This window comes from Paraburkholderia sp. EG287B (genome assembly GCF_040965595.1).
Classification (GTDB): Bacteria; Pseudomonadota; Gammaproteobacteria; order Burkholderiales; family Burkholderiaceae; genus Paraburkholderia.
The window spans coordinates 555,911-570,812 of the sequence record NZ_JBFRCG010000001.1 but is presented as its reverse complement, the minus strand read 5'-3'; the positions used below and the strand labels follow the sequence as shown (position 1 = coordinate 570,812).

At 66.3% G+C, this 14,902-nt stretch carries 11 protein-coding genes; 6 read left to right on the top strand and 5 right to left on the bottom strand.

Annotated features, from left to right (window positions below):
• Positions 1-266: 266 nt before the first annotated feature.
• The 4 genes from AB4Y40_RS02520 (at position 267) to AB4Y40_RS02505 (ending at position 3,605) form a co-directional block, all read left to right on the top strand.
• Positions 267-1,157, top strand: a complete 891-nt coding sequence (locus AB4Y40_RS02520) for a MurR/RpiR family transcriptional regulator (protein ID WP_368682850.1) — start codon at positions 267-269, stop codon at positions 1,155-1,157.
• Entirely contained in the window at positions 1,150-2,172 is a 1,023-nt protein-coding gene (iolG, locus tag AB4Y40_RS02515; protein WP_342945962.1) for an inositol 2-dehydrogenase, read from the top strand. Before AB4Y40_RS02520 ends, iolG begins: the two co-directional genes overlap by 8 nt.
• A gap of 31 nt (positions 2,173-2,203) precedes the next feature.
• Entirely contained in the window at positions 2,204-3,259 is a 1,056-nt protein-coding gene (locus AB4Y40_RS02510; protein ID WP_368686301.1) for a Gfo/Idh/MocA family oxidoreductase, read from the top strand.
• A gap of 118 nt (positions 3,260-3,377) precedes the next feature.
• Positions 3,378-3,605: a sulfurtransferase TusA family protein gene (locus tag AB4Y40_RS02505; RefSeq protein ID WP_028208042.1), complete on the top strand. Its 228-nt coding sequence runs from the start codon at positions 3,378-3,380 to the stop codon at positions 3,603-3,605.
• Positions 3,606-3,690: 85 nt separating this feature from the next.
• On the opposite strand, the gene galU is transcribed toward AB4Y40_RS02505, so the two are convergent.
• Both galU and AB4Y40_RS02495 read right to left on the bottom strand, forming a co-directional pair.
• Complete coding sequence (galU, locus tag AB4Y40_RS02500; RefSeq protein WP_028208043.1) at positions 3,691-4,572, bottom strand: UTP--glucose-1-phosphate uridylyltransferase GalU; 882 nt, start codon at positions 4,570-4,572, stop codon at positions 3,691-3,693.
• 79 nt (positions 4,573-4,651) lie between these two features.
• Complete coding sequence (locus AB4Y40_RS02495; protein WP_368686300.1) at positions 4,652-7,519, bottom strand: valine--tRNA ligase; 2,868 nt, start codon at positions 7,517-7,519, stop codon at positions 4,652-4,654.
• A 271-nt stretch (positions 7,520-7,790) separates the two neighbouring features.
• On the opposite strand from AB4Y40_RS02495, the gene AB4Y40_RS02490 reads away from it, so the two are divergent.
• On the top strand, positions 7,791-10,169 hold the full coding sequence (locus AB4Y40_RS02490) for a UvrD-helicase domain-containing protein (RefSeq protein ID WP_368686299.1): 2,379 nt from the start codon (positions 7,791-7,793) through the stop codon (positions 10,167-10,169).
• Positions 10,170-10,212: 43 nt separating this feature from the next.
• Positions 10,213-11,031 (top strand): 5'-methylthioadenosine/adenosylhomocysteine nucleosidase, encoded by an 819-nt coding sequence (locus AB4Y40_RS02485; protein ID WP_368686298.1) that lies wholly within the window; start codon positions 10,213-10,215, stop codon positions 11,029-11,031.
• Positions 11,032-11,050: 19 nt separating this feature from the next.
• Here the strand turns inward: AB4Y40_RS02485 and AB4Y40_RS02480 are convergent, their stop codons facing one another.
• The 3 genes from AB4Y40_RS02480 to AB4Y40_RS02470 form a co-directional block, all read right to left on the bottom strand.
• Positions 11,051-12,949 (bottom strand): propionate--CoA ligase, encoded by a 1,899-nt coding sequence (locus AB4Y40_RS02480; RefSeq protein ID WP_368686297.1) that lies wholly within the window; start codon positions 12,947-12,949, stop codon positions 11,051-11,053.
• Positions 12,950-13,136: 187 nt separating this feature from the next.
• Entirely contained in the window at positions 13,137-13,772 is a 636-nt protein-coding gene (locus tag AB4Y40_RS02475) for a hydrogenase maturation protease (protein ID WP_368686296.1), read from the bottom strand.
• 265 nt (positions 13,773-14,037) lie between these two features.
• Positions 14,038-14,901, bottom strand: coding sequence for an HlyD family secretion protein (locus AB4Y40_RS02470; RefSeq protein ID WP_069268663.1), 864 nt, complete (start codon positions 14,899-14,901; stop codon positions 14,038-14,040).
• Position 14,902 lies beyond the last annotated feature (1 nt).

Here is a 14,902-nt window from a genome sequence, read left to right as displayed (position 1 = left end):
CTTTCTCGGTCTGTCGTTCGTTCTTGGGGTGAATGCCGCAGCCGCGCTTTTGACATGCCGCTTGTTACCTGCACCAGCTGCCGCGCTCATCGACAAGAGTAGGACATCGCCTCGCGACTTGCAACGAAAATTTCATTGCAAATAAAAATGGAAAATCTGTTCCATTCGTGTGACGCGCTGCCTATAATCGGCTCCGTCGGCATGCCGTGGAATCGAAGCCTGGTAAGGCTTTGCGGCAGTGCGGCAACCAGCCGAGGAAAACAATCATGGCGGATGACACAACCGACGCCGTAACAGGCGTAGACGAATTGATGCAGCGCATCGCCCACGATTACGAGGCGCTGCCGCGTCAGCTGAAAAGCATCGCGACCTACATCGAGCAGCACCGCGCGAGCGTGATGATGGACCGTACGAGCGACATTGCCGCGAGCTGCGGCGTGCATCCTTCGGCGGTGGTGCGCTTTGCGCAGCGCTTCGGCTTCTCGGGCTTCTCCGACCTCCAGGCCGTGTTCCGTCAGGCCTATGCGGGGCAAGGCGCCTCGGCCACGAGCTATCAGCAGCGCATTCGTCAACTGATCGACGCCAAGGAAGGCGAGGCGAGCCCGGACATGGGCGGCGCCGTGGCACGCGAGTTCATCGGCGCATGCCGCAGCGGGCTCGACGAACTCGAAGCCGGCCTGGACGGCGCGCAGTTCGACGAAGCCGTGAAGATGCTCGAGCAGGCGGACAACATCTACGTGATCGGCGTGCGCCGCTCGTTTCCGGTGGCGAGCTACATCGTCTATGCCTTGCAGCACACGCGCAAGCGCGTGCACCTCGTCTCGGGGCTCGGCGGCATGTACCACGAACAGATTCGCGGCGTGAAGAAGGGCGACGTGGTGATCGCCATCAGCTTCGCACCCTACGGCAAAGAAACGCAGTACTGCCTGCGCGTGGCGCAGCAGCACCACGCCAGGACGCTCGTCATCACCGACAGCCAGCTTTCGCCGCTCGCGCGCCACGCGAACGCGCAGCTCTATGTGAAGGAAGGGAGCGCGTTCGCGTTCCGCTCGCTCACCAGCACCTTCTGCCTGTGCCAGGCGCTCTTCATTGCGCTTGCGTACCGGCTCGAACTCAACGTGGAAGAATCGACCGACACCGGAGGATACGATGACTAGTGCAGCAAGCGGCGCAGCGACAACGCTGGATGTGGCGGTATTCGGCGCGGGGCGCATTGGCCGCATTCATGCGGGCAATCTCGCGCGCCAGCCGGGCGTGCGTCTGAAGTACGTGATCGATGTCAATCGCGAAGCCGCCGCCGCGCTCGCCGCACAGCACGGCGCGCAGGTCGTGGATGTGGACGCCGCGTTCGGCGACGCTTCGATCGGCGCCACGGTAATTTGCTCGAGCACCGATACGCACTCCGAACTGATCCTCAAGTCGGCGGCAGCGGGCAAACATATCTTCTGCGAAAAGCCCGTCGATCTGACCATCGAGCGCGCGCGCGCCTGCGCAGAAGCCGTTCAGCGCGCGGGCGTCGTGGCCATGATCGGCTTCCAGCGCCGCTACGATCCCACGTTCGCCGCGCTCAAGACGCGCCTCGATGCAGGCGAGATCGGCACGCCGGAAATGCTGATCGTCACGAGCCGCGACCCGGGCGCGCCGCCGGTCGAGTACATCAAGCACTCGGGCGGCATCTTCAAGGACATGCTGATCCACGACTTCGACATCTTCCGCTGGATCCTCGACGACGAGGCGGTGAGCGTGCATGCCACAGGCAGCTGCCTGTCCGACCCGGCGATTGCCGACGCGGGCGACATCGATTCGACGGCGGTGACGATTCGCACGAAGCGCGGGCGTCTTTGCCAGATCAACACGGCGCGGCGCGCGGCCTATGGTTACGACCAGCGCTTCGAGGTGCTCGGCAGCGAGGGCATGCTGCAGGCGGGCAACATGAAGCCGACCGAGGTGGTCGCGTGGTCGAAGACCGCTGTCGCGCAGGACGTGCCCGAGGCGTTCTTCCTCGAACGCTATCGCGCGGCCTATGCGCGCGAAATGGCGCACTTTCACGAAGCCGTGACGCAGGGCGTGCCGGTGCGCACCTCGGTCGCCGACGGCCTGAAAGCGCTGGAGTTGGCCGAAGCTGCCTCGCTGTCGTGGCGCGAGGGCCGTGTCGTGACGCTGGGCGATTGAAGCGAGCGCAGATCAAGCGAGGAGAGCAAGGATGCAGGCAATCGATCGTGCCCAGCCGTTGCGCGTGGGCGTGGCGGGACTTGGGCGGTTGGGGCGGCGGCACGCGCAGAACCTGGCGTATCGCGTGCCGGGTGCAACGCTCGCGGCCGCGTGCAGTCCGCTGGAAGCGGATCTCGCTTGGGCGCGCGAGGCGCTGCCCGCCGCGCGGCTGTATGGCGAGTACGCCGATTTGCTGGCCGATCAAGCGGTCGATGCGGTGTGGCTCGTCACGCCTTCGGCATTGCACGCCGAGCAGATCGTGCAGGCGCTCGAAGCGGGCAAGCACGTGTTCTGCGAGAAGCCGCTCTCGCTCGACGTGGCCGAATGCGAGCGGGTGGTGAACGTGTCGCGTCGTCATGCCGACCGGCAGGTGACCATCGGCTTCATGCGCCGCTTCGATCCAAGTTATCAGGATGCCTACGCAAGCGTGCAGGCGGGGGCGATCGGCAAGCCTTTTCTGGTGCGCTCGCAGACCTGCGATCTGAACGATCCCGAAGGCTTTTTCGTGCGCTTCGCGCCGACTTCGGGCGGCATTTTCCTCGACTGCACGGTTCACGACATCGACGTTGCGCGCTGGCTGCTCGGCAAGCCGCGCGCCACACGCGTGTACGCCGCAGGCGCAATCGCGCTGCACGAAGGGCTGCGCGAATCGGGCGACGTGGACAACGGCGTGGCGATCTGCGAGTTCGAGGGCGGCCGTCTCGCGATGTTTTACGCCTCGCGCACGATGGCGCACGGCAACGACACGTCGAGCGAGGTGATCGGCACGGCGGGGGCGCTCGCGATCGGCCGCATCCCGCGCGCGAATCGCGTCGATGTCTACGATGCGACTGGCGTGCGCAGCGTTTGCACGCCCACCTTCTTCGACCGTTTCGAAGAGGCGTTCCTGATCGAAGCGCAGGCGTTCGTCGCCGAAGTCGCGGCACGCAAGGCGGGGCGGACGCAGGCGGGGAGCCTTGGCGCGACGCTCGAAGACGCGCTGGAAGCCACCCGCATCGGCCAGGCGCTGCGCGAATCGCTGCATACGGGGGCGGCGGTCACCCTGTGAGCCGTGCCGTGATCGGGACGCAAGCGGCGGCTGGCGTGGCTGCGGTAAAATCGACGCTATTGCCAGCGCCGTCTCACGCCGTGACGGTGCGCCACCGAAGGATCCAACCCCGATGCAGATTCAGGTTCACAAGGAAGTGGATGCGCGCGGGCTGAACTGCCCGCTACCGATCCTGCGCGCCAAGAAGGCGCTCGCCGACATGGAAAGCGGCCAGATCCTCAAGGTTCTCGCGACCGATCCCGGCTCGCAGCGCGATTTCGCCGCCTTCGCGAAGCAAACCGGCAACGAGATCGTGGAAAGCTCGCAGCAGGACAAGACGTTCGTGTTCCTGATGCGCCGGCGCTAAACGCATCGGCAGATAAGAAATGGCCCGCATGAGAATGCGGGCCATTTTCATTTGCGCACAGCGGAAGGTCTCAACCGGGGGCGCCTTAGCCTTCCAGCACCGGCTTGCGCGTACGCAGATACTCGTCGAAATCCGCGCCGACTTCCGGATGACGCAGCGCGAACTCCACCGTCGCCTTCAGGTAGCCGAGCTTGCTGCCGCAGTCGAAGCGCGTGCCGTGGTACTTGTAGGCGAGCACCTGTTCGTCGGCGAGCAGCGACTGGATCGCGTCGGTGAGCTGCAGCTCGCCGCCCGCGCCCGGCTTGATCGACTTCAGATGCTCGAAAATGCGCGGCTTGAGCACGTAGCGGCCGACCACGCCGAGGTTCGACGGTGCGACTTCCGGCGCCGGCTTCTCGACGATGCCCGAGAGCTTGACGATCGAGTCTTCCCACTCCTTGCCGTCGACAATGCCGTACGAGCGCGTTTCCGAGGGCGGGATCTCTTCCACGCCGAGTACCGAGCTATGGTAGTGGTCGAACACCTCGACCATCTGCTGCATGACGGGCGGCGTGCCGTAGAGCAAGTCGTCCGCGAGAATCACGGCGAACGGGTTGTCGCCCACGAGCTTTTCCGCGCACAGCACGGCGTGGCCAAGGCCGAGCGCCTCGGGCTGACGCACGTAGAAGCAGTCGACGTTGTTCGGCTTGATGTTGCGCACCAGTTCGAGCAGCTTGGCTTTGCCGCGCGCTTCGAGTTCGGCCTCGATCTCATACGACTTGTCGAAATGGTCCTCGATCGCGCGCTTGCTGCGCCCGGTCACGAAGATCATCTCGGTGATGCCCGCAGCCACGGCTTCTTCGACCGCGTACTGGATGAGCGGCTTGTCGACCACGGGCAGCATCTCCTTCGGGCTGGCTTTCGTGGCCGGAAGGAAGCGCGTGCCGAGGCCCGCTACCGGGAATACCGCTTTTGTCACTTTCAGCATGTCTTTTGTCCCTGTCCTGGTGCTCGTGTGACGCCGCGGGTGCGGCGCGACGCGTTACAGCCTTTGGCCGATATGGCGCTCAGGCCGGCAACCGCGTGAGTTGTGCGGTCAGCTTGTCCAGCGTTGCCTGGTATTCTGCCAGTCTTTTCTGCTCCTGCTCAACGACTGCGGGCGGTGCTTTTGCTACGAAACTCTCGTTTCCTAGCTTGGCCTTGCACTTCGTTACCTCATTGCCGAGGCGGGCGATTTCCTTCGACAGGCGTTCGCGTTCGGCGGCTACGTCGATCTCCACCTTCAGCACGAGCTTGTCCGTCCCTACGATAGCAACTGGCGCGCCTGCTGAGGCCGCGTCGAGCGTCGCTTCGTCGGCGATGATCTGGACCTCCGAAAGCTTTGCAAGCGCCTGCGCATAGGGCGCGAACGTCGCGAGGCGCTCGGCGTTGCCCGTGGCGAGCAGCGGCACCTTCGTGGCGGGCGAGAGGCCCATTTCGCCACGCAGGTTGCGGCACGCGTCGATCACGGCCTTCAGGTCGGCGGCCCACTGTTCCGCGGCTTCGTCGATCTTTTTGGCTTCCGCGACCGGGTAACGCTGCACCATGATCGATGCTGCGCCTTCGGCGGCACCCTCGGGGTACGCGTCGGTGAGCGGCGCCACCTTCTGCCACAGCGCTTCGGTGATGAACGGAATCACCGGGTGCGCGAGGCGCAGCACCGTTTCCAGCACGCGCAGCAGCGTGCGGCGCGTGGCGCGCTGCTGCTCGGGCGTACCCGTCTGGATCTGCACCTTGGCCAGTTCCAGGTACCAGTCACAGTATTCGTCCCAGACGAACTTGTATATGGCGTTGGCCACGTTGTCGAAACGATAATCCGCGAAGCCCTTCGCGACTTCGGCTTCCACGCGTTGCAGGAGCGAGACGATCCAGCGGTCGGCCTGCGAGAAGTCCGTGTAGCCGCCGGGGCCGCAATCGCCCGGCTGGCATGCGCCCGGCTTGCTGAAGCCGCAGTCGTGGCCTTCGCAGTTCATCAGCACGAAGCGCGTGGCGTTCCAGAGCTTGTTGCAGAAGTTGCGATAGCCTTCGCAGCGCGCGAGGTCGAAGTTCACGTTGCGGCCGAGCGTGGCCATGGAAGCCATCGTGAAGCGCAGCGCGTCGGTGCCGAACGCGGGAATGCCCTCCGGGAACTCCTTGCGCGTCTTCTTTTCGATGGTCGCGGCCTGCTTGGGATTCATGAGGCCGGTGGTGCGCTTGGCGACCAGCGCTTCGAGGTCGATGCCGTCGACGATATCGATCGGGTCGAGCGTGTTGCCCTTGCTCTTCGACATCTTCTGGCCTTCGGCGTCGCGCACGAGGCCGTGCACGTACACCGTGTCGAACGGCACCTTGCCGGTGAAGTGCGTGGTCATCATGACCATGCGCGCCACCCAGAAGAAGATGATGTCGAAGCCCGTGACCAGCACGGAAGAGGGCAGGAAGGCCTTCAGTTCGGGCGTCTCTGCAGGCCAGCCGAGCGACGAGAACGGCACGAGCGCCGACGAGAACCACGTGTCGAGCACGTCTTCGTCGCGCTTCAGTGCGCCCGTGTAGCCCTTGGCTTCGGCCTGCGCGCGTGCTTCTTCCTCGCTCTTCGCGACGAAGATCTCGCCGTTCTCGCCGTACCACGCCGGGATCTGGTGGCCCCACCAGAGCTGGCGCGAGATGCACCAGTCCTGGATGTTCTCGAGCCACTGGTAGTAGGTCGTGGTCCAGTTTTCCGGCACGAACCTGATCTGGCCGCTGCGCACCACGTCGAGCGAGGTTTCGGTGATCGACTTGCCGGGGTTGAAGGTGCCTTCGGGCGCGGGCTTCGTCATCGCGACGAACCACTGGTCCGTGAGCATCGGCTCGATCACGACGCCCGTGCGGTCGCCGCGCGGCACCATGAGCTTGTGCGGCTGCACCGAGTCGAGCAGGCCGAGTGCTTCAAAGTCGGCCACGACCTGCTTGCGCGCCTCGAAGCGGTCGAGGCCGCGGTATTTGGCGGGGGCGTTGTCGTTGACCTTCGCGTCGAGCGTGAGGATCTCGATCATCGGCAGGCCGTGGCGCAGGCCCACCTGGTAGTCGTTGAAGTCGTGCGCGGGCGTGACCTTCACGACGCCCGTGCCGAACTCGCGGTCCACGTATTCGTCGGCGATGATGGGGATCTCGCGGTCCGCGAGCGGCAGCTTCACGGTCTTGCCGATCAGGTGCGCGTAGCGCTCGTCTTCCGGGTGGACCATCACGGCCGTGTCGCCGAGCATGGTTTCCGGGCGCGTGGTCGCGACCGTGAGGTGGCCCGAGCCGTCCGTGAGCGGATAGCGCAGGTGCCACAGGTTGCCGTTTTCCTCTTCGCTCACGACTTCGAGATCCGAAACGGCGGTGCCCAGCACCGGGTCCCAGTTCACGAGGCGCTTGCCGCGGTAGATCAGGCCCTGTTCATAGAGGCGCACGAACACGTCGCGCACGGCGGTCGACATCTTGTCGTCCATCGTGAAGTACTCGCGCGACCAGTCGATCGAGGCGCCCAGACGGCGCACCTGACCCGTGATGGTCGAACCCGACTGCTGCTTCCATTCCCACACGCGCTCGACGAACTTTTCGCGGCCCAGGTCGTGGCGCGAGATCTTCTGCGCGTCGAGCTGGCGTTCGACCACGATCTGCGTGGCGATGCCCGCGTGGTCCGTGCCCGGCACCCACAGCGTGTTGTCGCCGAGCATGCGGTGGTAGCGCGCGAGGCCGTCCATGATCGTCTGGTTGAACGCGTGCCCCATGTGCAGCGTGCCGGTGACGTTGGGCGGCGGCAACTGGATCGAGAAGTTGTTGCGGCCGGGCTCGAAGGTCGCGGCGGCGTAGGCTCGACGCTCCCATTCGGGGCCCCAGTGGGCCTCGATCGTCTGGGGCTCGAAGCTTTTCGCTAGCGTGCTGTCGCTCATGGGTGGAATCTGCCGAAAAAAGGATGCGGAAACGTTCGATTATAAGGGGAAGTCCTGCCGGAGCCGACGCGCCAGCCGAGCTGGTGCGCTGGGCGGGCCATGGTGCGAGCCGTCGTGCGGGCGTTCTGCGCGCGAGGCGTGCCGCTTGGGTCACCCAAGCCGCAGCGTGCGTGCGCACTTATAATGGCGGTCTGCCATTCAACGACGGCGCGCCTGTGCCGCGCGCCACGTCCCCGGGGTCCCGCCCTGGGGTCACGCTCCTTTTCAGCCCATGCCCGAACTGCTCGCGAACCTGAACCCCGAACAACTCGCCGCCGTCACGTTGCCCAACGAACCGGCGCTCATCCTGGCCGGGGCCGGCAGCGGCAAGACGCGCGTGCTGATCACGCGTATTGCGTGGCTGATCCAGCAGGGCATGGCCTCGCCCTCGACCATCCTCGCCGTGACCTTCACGAACAAGGCCGCGCGCGAAATGATGGGGCGCCTCCAGGCGCTCCTGCCCATCGACACGCGCGGCATGTGGATCGGCACGTTCCACGGCCTGTGCAACCGCATGCTGCGCGCGCATTTCCGCGACGCCGGCCTGCCGCAAACCTTCCAGATCCTCGACACCGCGGACCAGCTCTCGGCCATCAAGCGTCTGATGAAGGGCCTGAACGTCGACGACGAGAAGTACCCGCCCAAGAACCTGCAGTACTTCATCAACAACGCGAAGGAGCAGGGCCTGCGTCCGAAGGACGTCGACGTGAGCGACGACTTCAACCGCAAGTTCGTCGAACTCTACGAAGCGTACGACCAGCAGTGCCAGCGCGAAGGCGTGGTCGATTTCGCGGAGCTGCTGCTGCGCTGCTACGAGCTGCTCGCGTACAACCCGCCGCTGCGCGCGCACTATCAGGGGCGCTTTCGCGACATTCTGGTGGACGAGTTCCAGGACACCAACAAGCTCCAGTACGCGTGGCTCAAGCTGCTCGCGGGGCCGGGCAACGCGATCTTCGCGGTGGGCGACGACGACCAGTCGATCTACGCGTTCCGCGGCGCGAACGTCGGCAACATGCGCGACTTCGAGAACGAGTTCCGCGTGAAGCACATGATCAAGCTGGAGCAGAACTACCGTTCGCACGGCCATATTCTCGATGCGGCCAACTACCTGATCGCGCACAACTCGCGGCGTCTGGGCAAGAACCTGCGCACCGATGCGGGCCACGGCGAGCCGGTGCGCGTGTACGAAGCGGCCACCGACTCGCAGGAAGCGGGCTGGATCGTCGAGGAGATTCGCGCGCTCATCAACCAGGGGCTGGCGCGCAACGAGATCGCCATCCTCTATCGCAGCAACGCGCAGTCGCGCACGATCGAGCACACGCTCGTGAACGCGGGCGTACCGTACAAGGTGTATGGCGGCTTGCGCTTCTTCGAGCGTCAGGAAGTGAAGCATGCGCTCGCGTATCTGCGTCTGATCGACAATCCGAACGACGACACGGCGTTCGCGCGCGTCGTGAATTTCCCCACGCGCGGCATCGGCGCGCGTTCGATCGAGCAGCTGGCGGATGCCGCGCGCCTCTACAACTGCTCAATGGCCGCGGCCATTCCGTACGTCACGGGCAAGGCGGGCTCGAGCCTGGGTTCGTTCGCCAGTCTGGTCGCGAAGATGCGCGCCGAGACCGCGCAGATGAGCCTGCCGGAAACGGTCGAATACACCGTGCGCATGAGCGGTCTCGCCGAGTTCTATCAGAACGAGCGTGAAGGCCAGGACCGCCTCGAGAACTTGCAGGAACTCGTGACCGCGGCCACGGCGTTCGTGAGCGAAGAGGGCTATGGCCTCGACACGCCCGCGCGCTCGATCCCGCTGCGCCCGGGCGCGAGCGCGGTGCCCGAGATCGTCTCGCAGGACGGCGAGATCGAAGTGCTCGACGCGCCCACGATCACCGACCCAGCGCAGAACCCCGACGTCATGACGCCGCTCGCGGGCTTCCTCTCGCATGCGTCGCTCGAAGCCGGCGACAACCAGGCGCAGGCAGGCCAGGACGCCGTGCAGCTGATGACGGTGCACGCGGCGAAGGGCCTCGAATTCACGGCGGTCTTCATCACCGGTCTCGAAGAGGGCTTGTTCCCGCACGAGAACAGCGCGATGGAGGCCGACGGCCTCGAAGAAGAGCGCCGCCTGATGTACGTGGCGATCACGCGTGCGAAGGAGCGGCTCTATATCTCGTTCGCGCAGAGCCGCTTGCTGCACGGCCAGACGCGCTACAACGTGCGCTCGCGCTTTTTCGACGAACTGCCGCAGGAATCGCTCAAGTGGCTCACGCCCAAGGTCGAGGCGGGCGCGCGCTGGGGCGGGCGTTCCGACAACGCCGGCTGGGGCCGCGACTGGTTCGCGCGTCCGGGCGGCGGCAGTGGCGGCAGCGAAGGCGGCCGTCGCGAGCGCGACGCCTATATCGCCGACAAGAGCCCGGCACCCGCGTTCGCCAACGAGCAGCGCGCCGCCGAGACGGGCTTCCGGGTGGGCCAGGGCGTGTTCCACACGAAGTTCGGCGAAGGCACGATCACGGCGCTCGAAGGCAGCGGCACCGACGCCAAGGCGCAGGTGCGCTTCAAGCGGCACGGCGAGAAATGGCTCGCGCTGGCGGTGGCCAAGCTGCAGCCGGTGGAGTGAGCACGAGTCAGCCTCAAACGACCCAGACGGAAATCATTCGAAGATGAACCTCTCGACCCAAGCGAGCGGCAGTGCCGCCCGCCCGCTCGGCGTGCTCGCCGCGCTGCCCCAGGAACTCGGCGATCTGATCGCGGCCATGCAGGCCGAATCGGGTGTCGTGACGCGCACGTTCGGCCGGCGTGACTATCACCTCGGCACCGTGCACGGCGCGCCGTGCGTGGTGACGCTCGCGCGCGTCGGCAAGGTGGCGGCCGCCGCCACCGCGAGCGCGCTGATCCATGCGTTCGATGTGGAAGCGATCGTCTTCACGGGCGTCGCCGGCGGCGTGGGCTCGGGCGTCCACGTGGGCGACGTGGTGGTGGGCGAAACGCTGCTCCAGCACGACATGAACGCCGAGCCGCTGTTCCCGCGCCACGAGATTCCGCTGCTCGCGCGCTCGCGCTTCGATGCCGATCATGCGCTGGCGCAGGCGCTCGCCGCCGCGTGCGAGCGTTTCATCGCGGAGGAGGGGCCGGAGTTGACCGCGCGCTTCAAGGCCGCGCTGCCGCGCTTCGAGACCGCGTTTCCGCAGGTGCATCGCGGGCTCGTGATCAGCGGCGATCAGTTCGTGGCGAGCGCGGCGGCCGTGGACGCGCTGCGCGCGCTGTTGCCCGACGCGCTCGCCGTCGAGATGGAAGGCGCCGCGATCGCCCAGGTCTGCCACGAGTACGACGTGCCGTGCGCGATCGTGCGCACGATCTCCGATACCGCCGACGAGCACGCGAGCACCTCGTTCTCGAGCTTCCTCACCGATATCGCGGGCACGTACTCGACGGGCATCCTCAAGCGCTTCCTGGCCGCCTACCGCCCGCTCGCACGCTGAGCGGGCGTACGCGCAGGCCTCAGCTGTCGCCTGCGCTGACCGCCTCGCGAATCGACTGCAGCGCCGAGGCATCCTCGATGGTCGGCAGGTCGCCCGGGTCGCGCCCTTCGGCGAGCGCCGCAATCGCGCGGCGCAGCAGCTTGCCGGAGCGCGTCTTGGGCAGCATCGGCACGAAGTGCACGCGCGCGGGCCGGCCGATCGCGCCGAGCTGGCGGTCCACCGTCGCGGTGAGCGAAGCCGCGAGCTTTTGTGCATCGGCGGGACTGGCGGCCGTATTCGCGTCGCGCAGCACGACGAACGCCAGCGCCGCCTGACCCTTCACCGCGTCGTTCACACCCACCACGGCCACTTCCGCGACTGCCGCATGCGACGAGATCGCCTCTTCGATCTCTCGCGTGCCGAGACGATGGCCGGCCACGTTGATCACGTCGTCGGTGCGGCCGAGGATCGTCACGTAGCCGTCGCTGTCCTGCACGCCCCAGTCGAAGGTCGAATACACCTGCTGGCCGGGCACGCTGTCCCAGTACGTTTTCACGAAGCGCGCGTCGTCGCCCCACACGGTCTGCATGCAGCCGGGCGGCAACGGGTAGCTGAGCGTGATCACGCCTTTCTCGCCCTGCGCGCAGGGCTCGCCCGTATGTTCGTTGCGCAGCACGAGGTCGTAGCCGTAGCAGGGCACGCCCGGCGAGCCGAGCTTTTGCGGCAGCGGATCGACGCCGCGCTGGATCGCCAGCAGCGGCCAGCCGGTCTCGGTCTGCCAGTAGTTGTCGACGACGGGTTTGCCGAGTGCATCGGAGATCCATGCGGCCGTGGGCTCGTCGAGCGGTTCGCCCGCGAGAAAGAGCGTGCGCAGGCTCGACAGATCGGCGCAGTGCAGCAGCGCCGGGTCCTGCTTCTTGAGCACGCGTATGGCCGTCGGCGCCGTGAACATCAGGTTGATGCGGTGCTGCTCGACGAGGCGCCACCAGATGCCGCCGTCGGGGCGCACCGGCGTGCCTTCGTACATCACCGTGGTCATGCCCGCGAGCAGCGGCGCATAGATGATGTAGCTGTGACCCACCACCCAGCCGATGTCCGACGCCGTGAACATGGTGTCGCCGGCGCGTCCCTCGAAGATGTATTCCATCGATGCCGCGAGCGCCACCGCGTAGCCGCCTACGTCGCGCTGCACGCCCTTGGGTTTGCCCGTTGTGCCCGAGGTGTAGAGGATGTACGAAGGCTCGTTCGATTCGAGCCATTCGCAGGGAATCTGCACGTCGTAATGCTGCTCGCGCAGCGGCTCGTAGTCGACGAGATACGGCGCGTTCAGCCGCTCGGGCGCGAGCTGGCGGTCGATCAGCAGCACCTTGGGCGGCGCGTATTCGGCGCGCGCCATGGCTTCGTCCACGAGCGGCGTGTAGTCGATCACCTTGCCGCCACGCGCGCCGGCGTCGGCGGTCACGAGCAGCACGGGCTTCGCGTCGTCGATGCGCGCGGCGAGGCTCGGCGCGGCGAATCCGCCGAACACCACCGAGTGGATCGCGCCGAGGCGCGCGCAGGCGAGCATGGCGAACACGGCTTCGGGAATCATCGGCAGATAGATCAGCACGCGCTCGCCGCGCGCGACGCCGAGCGTGCGCATCACGGCGGCCATGCGGTTCACTTCGGCGTGCAGGTCGGCATAGGTGTAGCGGCGCTCGATGCCGGTCTCGGTCGAGACGTAGACGAGCGCGTTCTGCTGCGCGCGCGACGGGAGGTGACGGTCCACGGCGTTGAAGCACAGGTTCGTGCGGCCGCCGCGGAACCAGCGCGCGAACGGCGGGTTCGAGCGGTCGAGCACCTGGTCGAACGGCGTCTCCCAATGGATGCGCCCGGCCTCGCGGCGCCAGAAGTCGTCGGGGTTCACCACCGACTCGCGGTGAAAATCGCGGTAACGCATGACTACCTTCCTCCCGTGCTGATGGTGCAGCCGTTGGCCGGATCTGGCGCAGTTTTTCAGGATAGTGCAGTGCAATGCGGGCGGGCAACGCGGGTTCTCCCGCGGATTTCCTCGCCGACTTCCTCATACGGGCGCATGCGGCGCGCCCGCCGGGCGCGTGGAAGGCCCGCGCAACCCCTGCGCGCGTTCAGCCGCCGATTTCGGGATGCTCGAGACGCGGCAGCGGTGCGACGCGCCAGCGGCGCATCCAGAGCCGGGCGGCATCGACAGTCGCATCGAGCTGCGCGCGCACCGTGCTCGACAAGCCCGCGCCGTAACAGTCGCTGCCTTGTGGCTGCACGCCGATCAGCACGATCTCGCGCGGCGAGCGGCCGCTCAGTTGCGCGCAGGCGAGCGCGGCGGCGAAGCCCATGCCGGGCCGGCTCGGACGGCGCGTGTAGAGGTGTTCGGCGGCCGCATCGCCGGTGAGTACGCGCAGCGCGCCCGGCTCGAGGCCGAAATCGATGGCGCTGAATACGAGCAAACGCTGCGTGGATTCGACGACGGGCAGGAGTGCGCGGCCGCGCGTGCCGCCTTCCACGAGCTCGACCTGCGCGGGGCATTGCCAGGTCGCCTTCAGGCGCTCGAGCGCGAGCACGCCTACGCCCGCATCGCCCCATTGAACATTGCCGAGGCCGAGCACGACCACCCGCTGCGGCGCGAGGGCCTGGCGCTTCGCGAGCCCGGCCAGTGCGCGGCGCGCGAAGGCCCGCACCGCGCCGTCGTCGCGCGTCGTCCGCGGGATGGCGCCGATTTCGTGAGGACGATGGAGGCGAAGGATCACGTTGATGGCTAATTGGAAGAGTGGGGAATAGGAATAATCCGAGTAATCCGACCAACTTCCGTTGATGTGTATCAATCGAGATAGGCTTTAACGTGATAAAGGCAATGTTTTGCAATGCTCATCGATTCGCTGTCGGCGCACTGTGCGGGCATCGCTAACACTCCGTGTGCGCACAGCAACAAAAAAAGGGAACGCCAAACTGGCGTTCCCTGTTCGCGTGCGCTTTTGCGTAGCCCGGCTGGCAGTACGCGCCGTCACGGCTCCATCACGTGCCCGGTTTGACGACCACTGTGCAGGTCGTGCCCGCGGCGAGGACCATGTCGTCCGGCACCTTGTCGATGTGGATGCGTACCGGTACGCGCTGCGCGAGACGCACCCAGTTGAAGGTCGGGTTGACGTCGGCGAGCAGTTCGCGGCTTTGCGGATTGTCGCGGTCGTAGATGCCGCGCGAGATGCTCTCGACGTGGCCCTGGAGCGTGCCGCCGCTCATCAGCTTGATGTCGGCCTTGTTGCCCACCTTCACGTGCGGCAGCTTGGTTTCCTCGAAGTAGCCGTAGACCCAGAACGAATGACTGTCCACCACGGCAAGCTTGGCCTGGCCCGAGATCGCATAGTCGCCCTGGAACACCTGCAGGTTCGTGATGTAGCCGTCCACCGGCGAGACCACGCGCGTGCGCTCGAGGTTGAGCTTGGCGGCGTCGAGCGCGGCGATTGCCTGCTGGTACTGCGCCTGTGCCGAGTTCGCCGTATGCGAGGCGTTTTCGCGGTTTTCGGCCGAGACCACTTCGCTGTCCATGTCGGCGCGGCGGCGCGCGTCGTCCTGGCGCATCGTCAGCTCGGCCTTGCGCGCGGCGACGGCCGCCTCGGCCTGCTCCACGGCGATCTGATAGTGTGACGGATCGATCTGCATGAGCAGGTCGCCCTTGTGCACGAACTGGTTGTCCTTCACGGGCAGTTCGACCACGGCGCCCGAGACGTCGGGGGCGATGTTCACCACTTCGGCGCGCACGCGGCCGTCGCGGGTCCACGGCTCGTCCATGTAGTGAACCCACAGGACGCGCCCGACCAGAATGGCGACGACGAAGATGATGGCCGTCGCGATAAAGCCAATGAGGTTGCGGATTGTCATG

Excerpts from the sequence above, each read along its gene's own strand:
- AB4Y40_RS02470 (WP_069268663.1), bottom strand. The coding sequence starts at position 14,901 with ATGACAATCCGCAACCTCATTGGCTTTATCGCGACGGCCATCATCTTC.
- galU (WP_028208043.1), bottom strand. The coding sequence starts at position 4,572 with ATGCTGAAAGTGACAAAAGCGGTATTCCCGGTAGCGGGCCTCGGCACG.
- AB4Y40_RS02495 (WP_368686300.1), bottom strand. The coding sequence starts at position 7,519 with ATGAGCGACAGCACGCTAGCGAAAAGCTTCGAGCCCCAGACGATCGAG.
- AB4Y40_RS02520 (WP_368682850.1), top strand. The coding sequence starts at position 267 with ATGGCGGATGACACAACCGACGCCGTAACAGGCGTAGACGAATTGATG.
- AB4Y40_RS02510 (WP_368686301.1), top strand. The coding sequence starts at position 2,204 with ATGCAGGCAATCGATCGTGCCCAGCCGTTGCGCGTGGGCGTGGCGGGA.
- AB4Y40_RS02490 (WP_368686299.1), top strand. The coding sequence starts at position 7,791 with ATGCCCGAACTGCTCGCGAACCTGAACCCCGAACAACTCGCCGCCGTC.
- iolG (WP_342945962.1), top strand. The coding sequence starts at position 1,150 with ATGACTAGTGCAGCAAGCGGCGCAGCGACAACGCTGGATGTGGCGGTA.
- AB4Y40_RS02480 (WP_368686297.1), bottom strand. The coding sequence starts at position 12,949 with ATGCGTTACCGCGATTTTCACCGCGAGTCGGTGGTGAACCCCGACGAC.
- AB4Y40_RS02485 (WP_368686298.1), top strand. The coding sequence starts at position 10,213 with ATGAACCTCTCGACCCAAGCGAGCGGCAGTGCCGCCCGCCCGCTCGGC.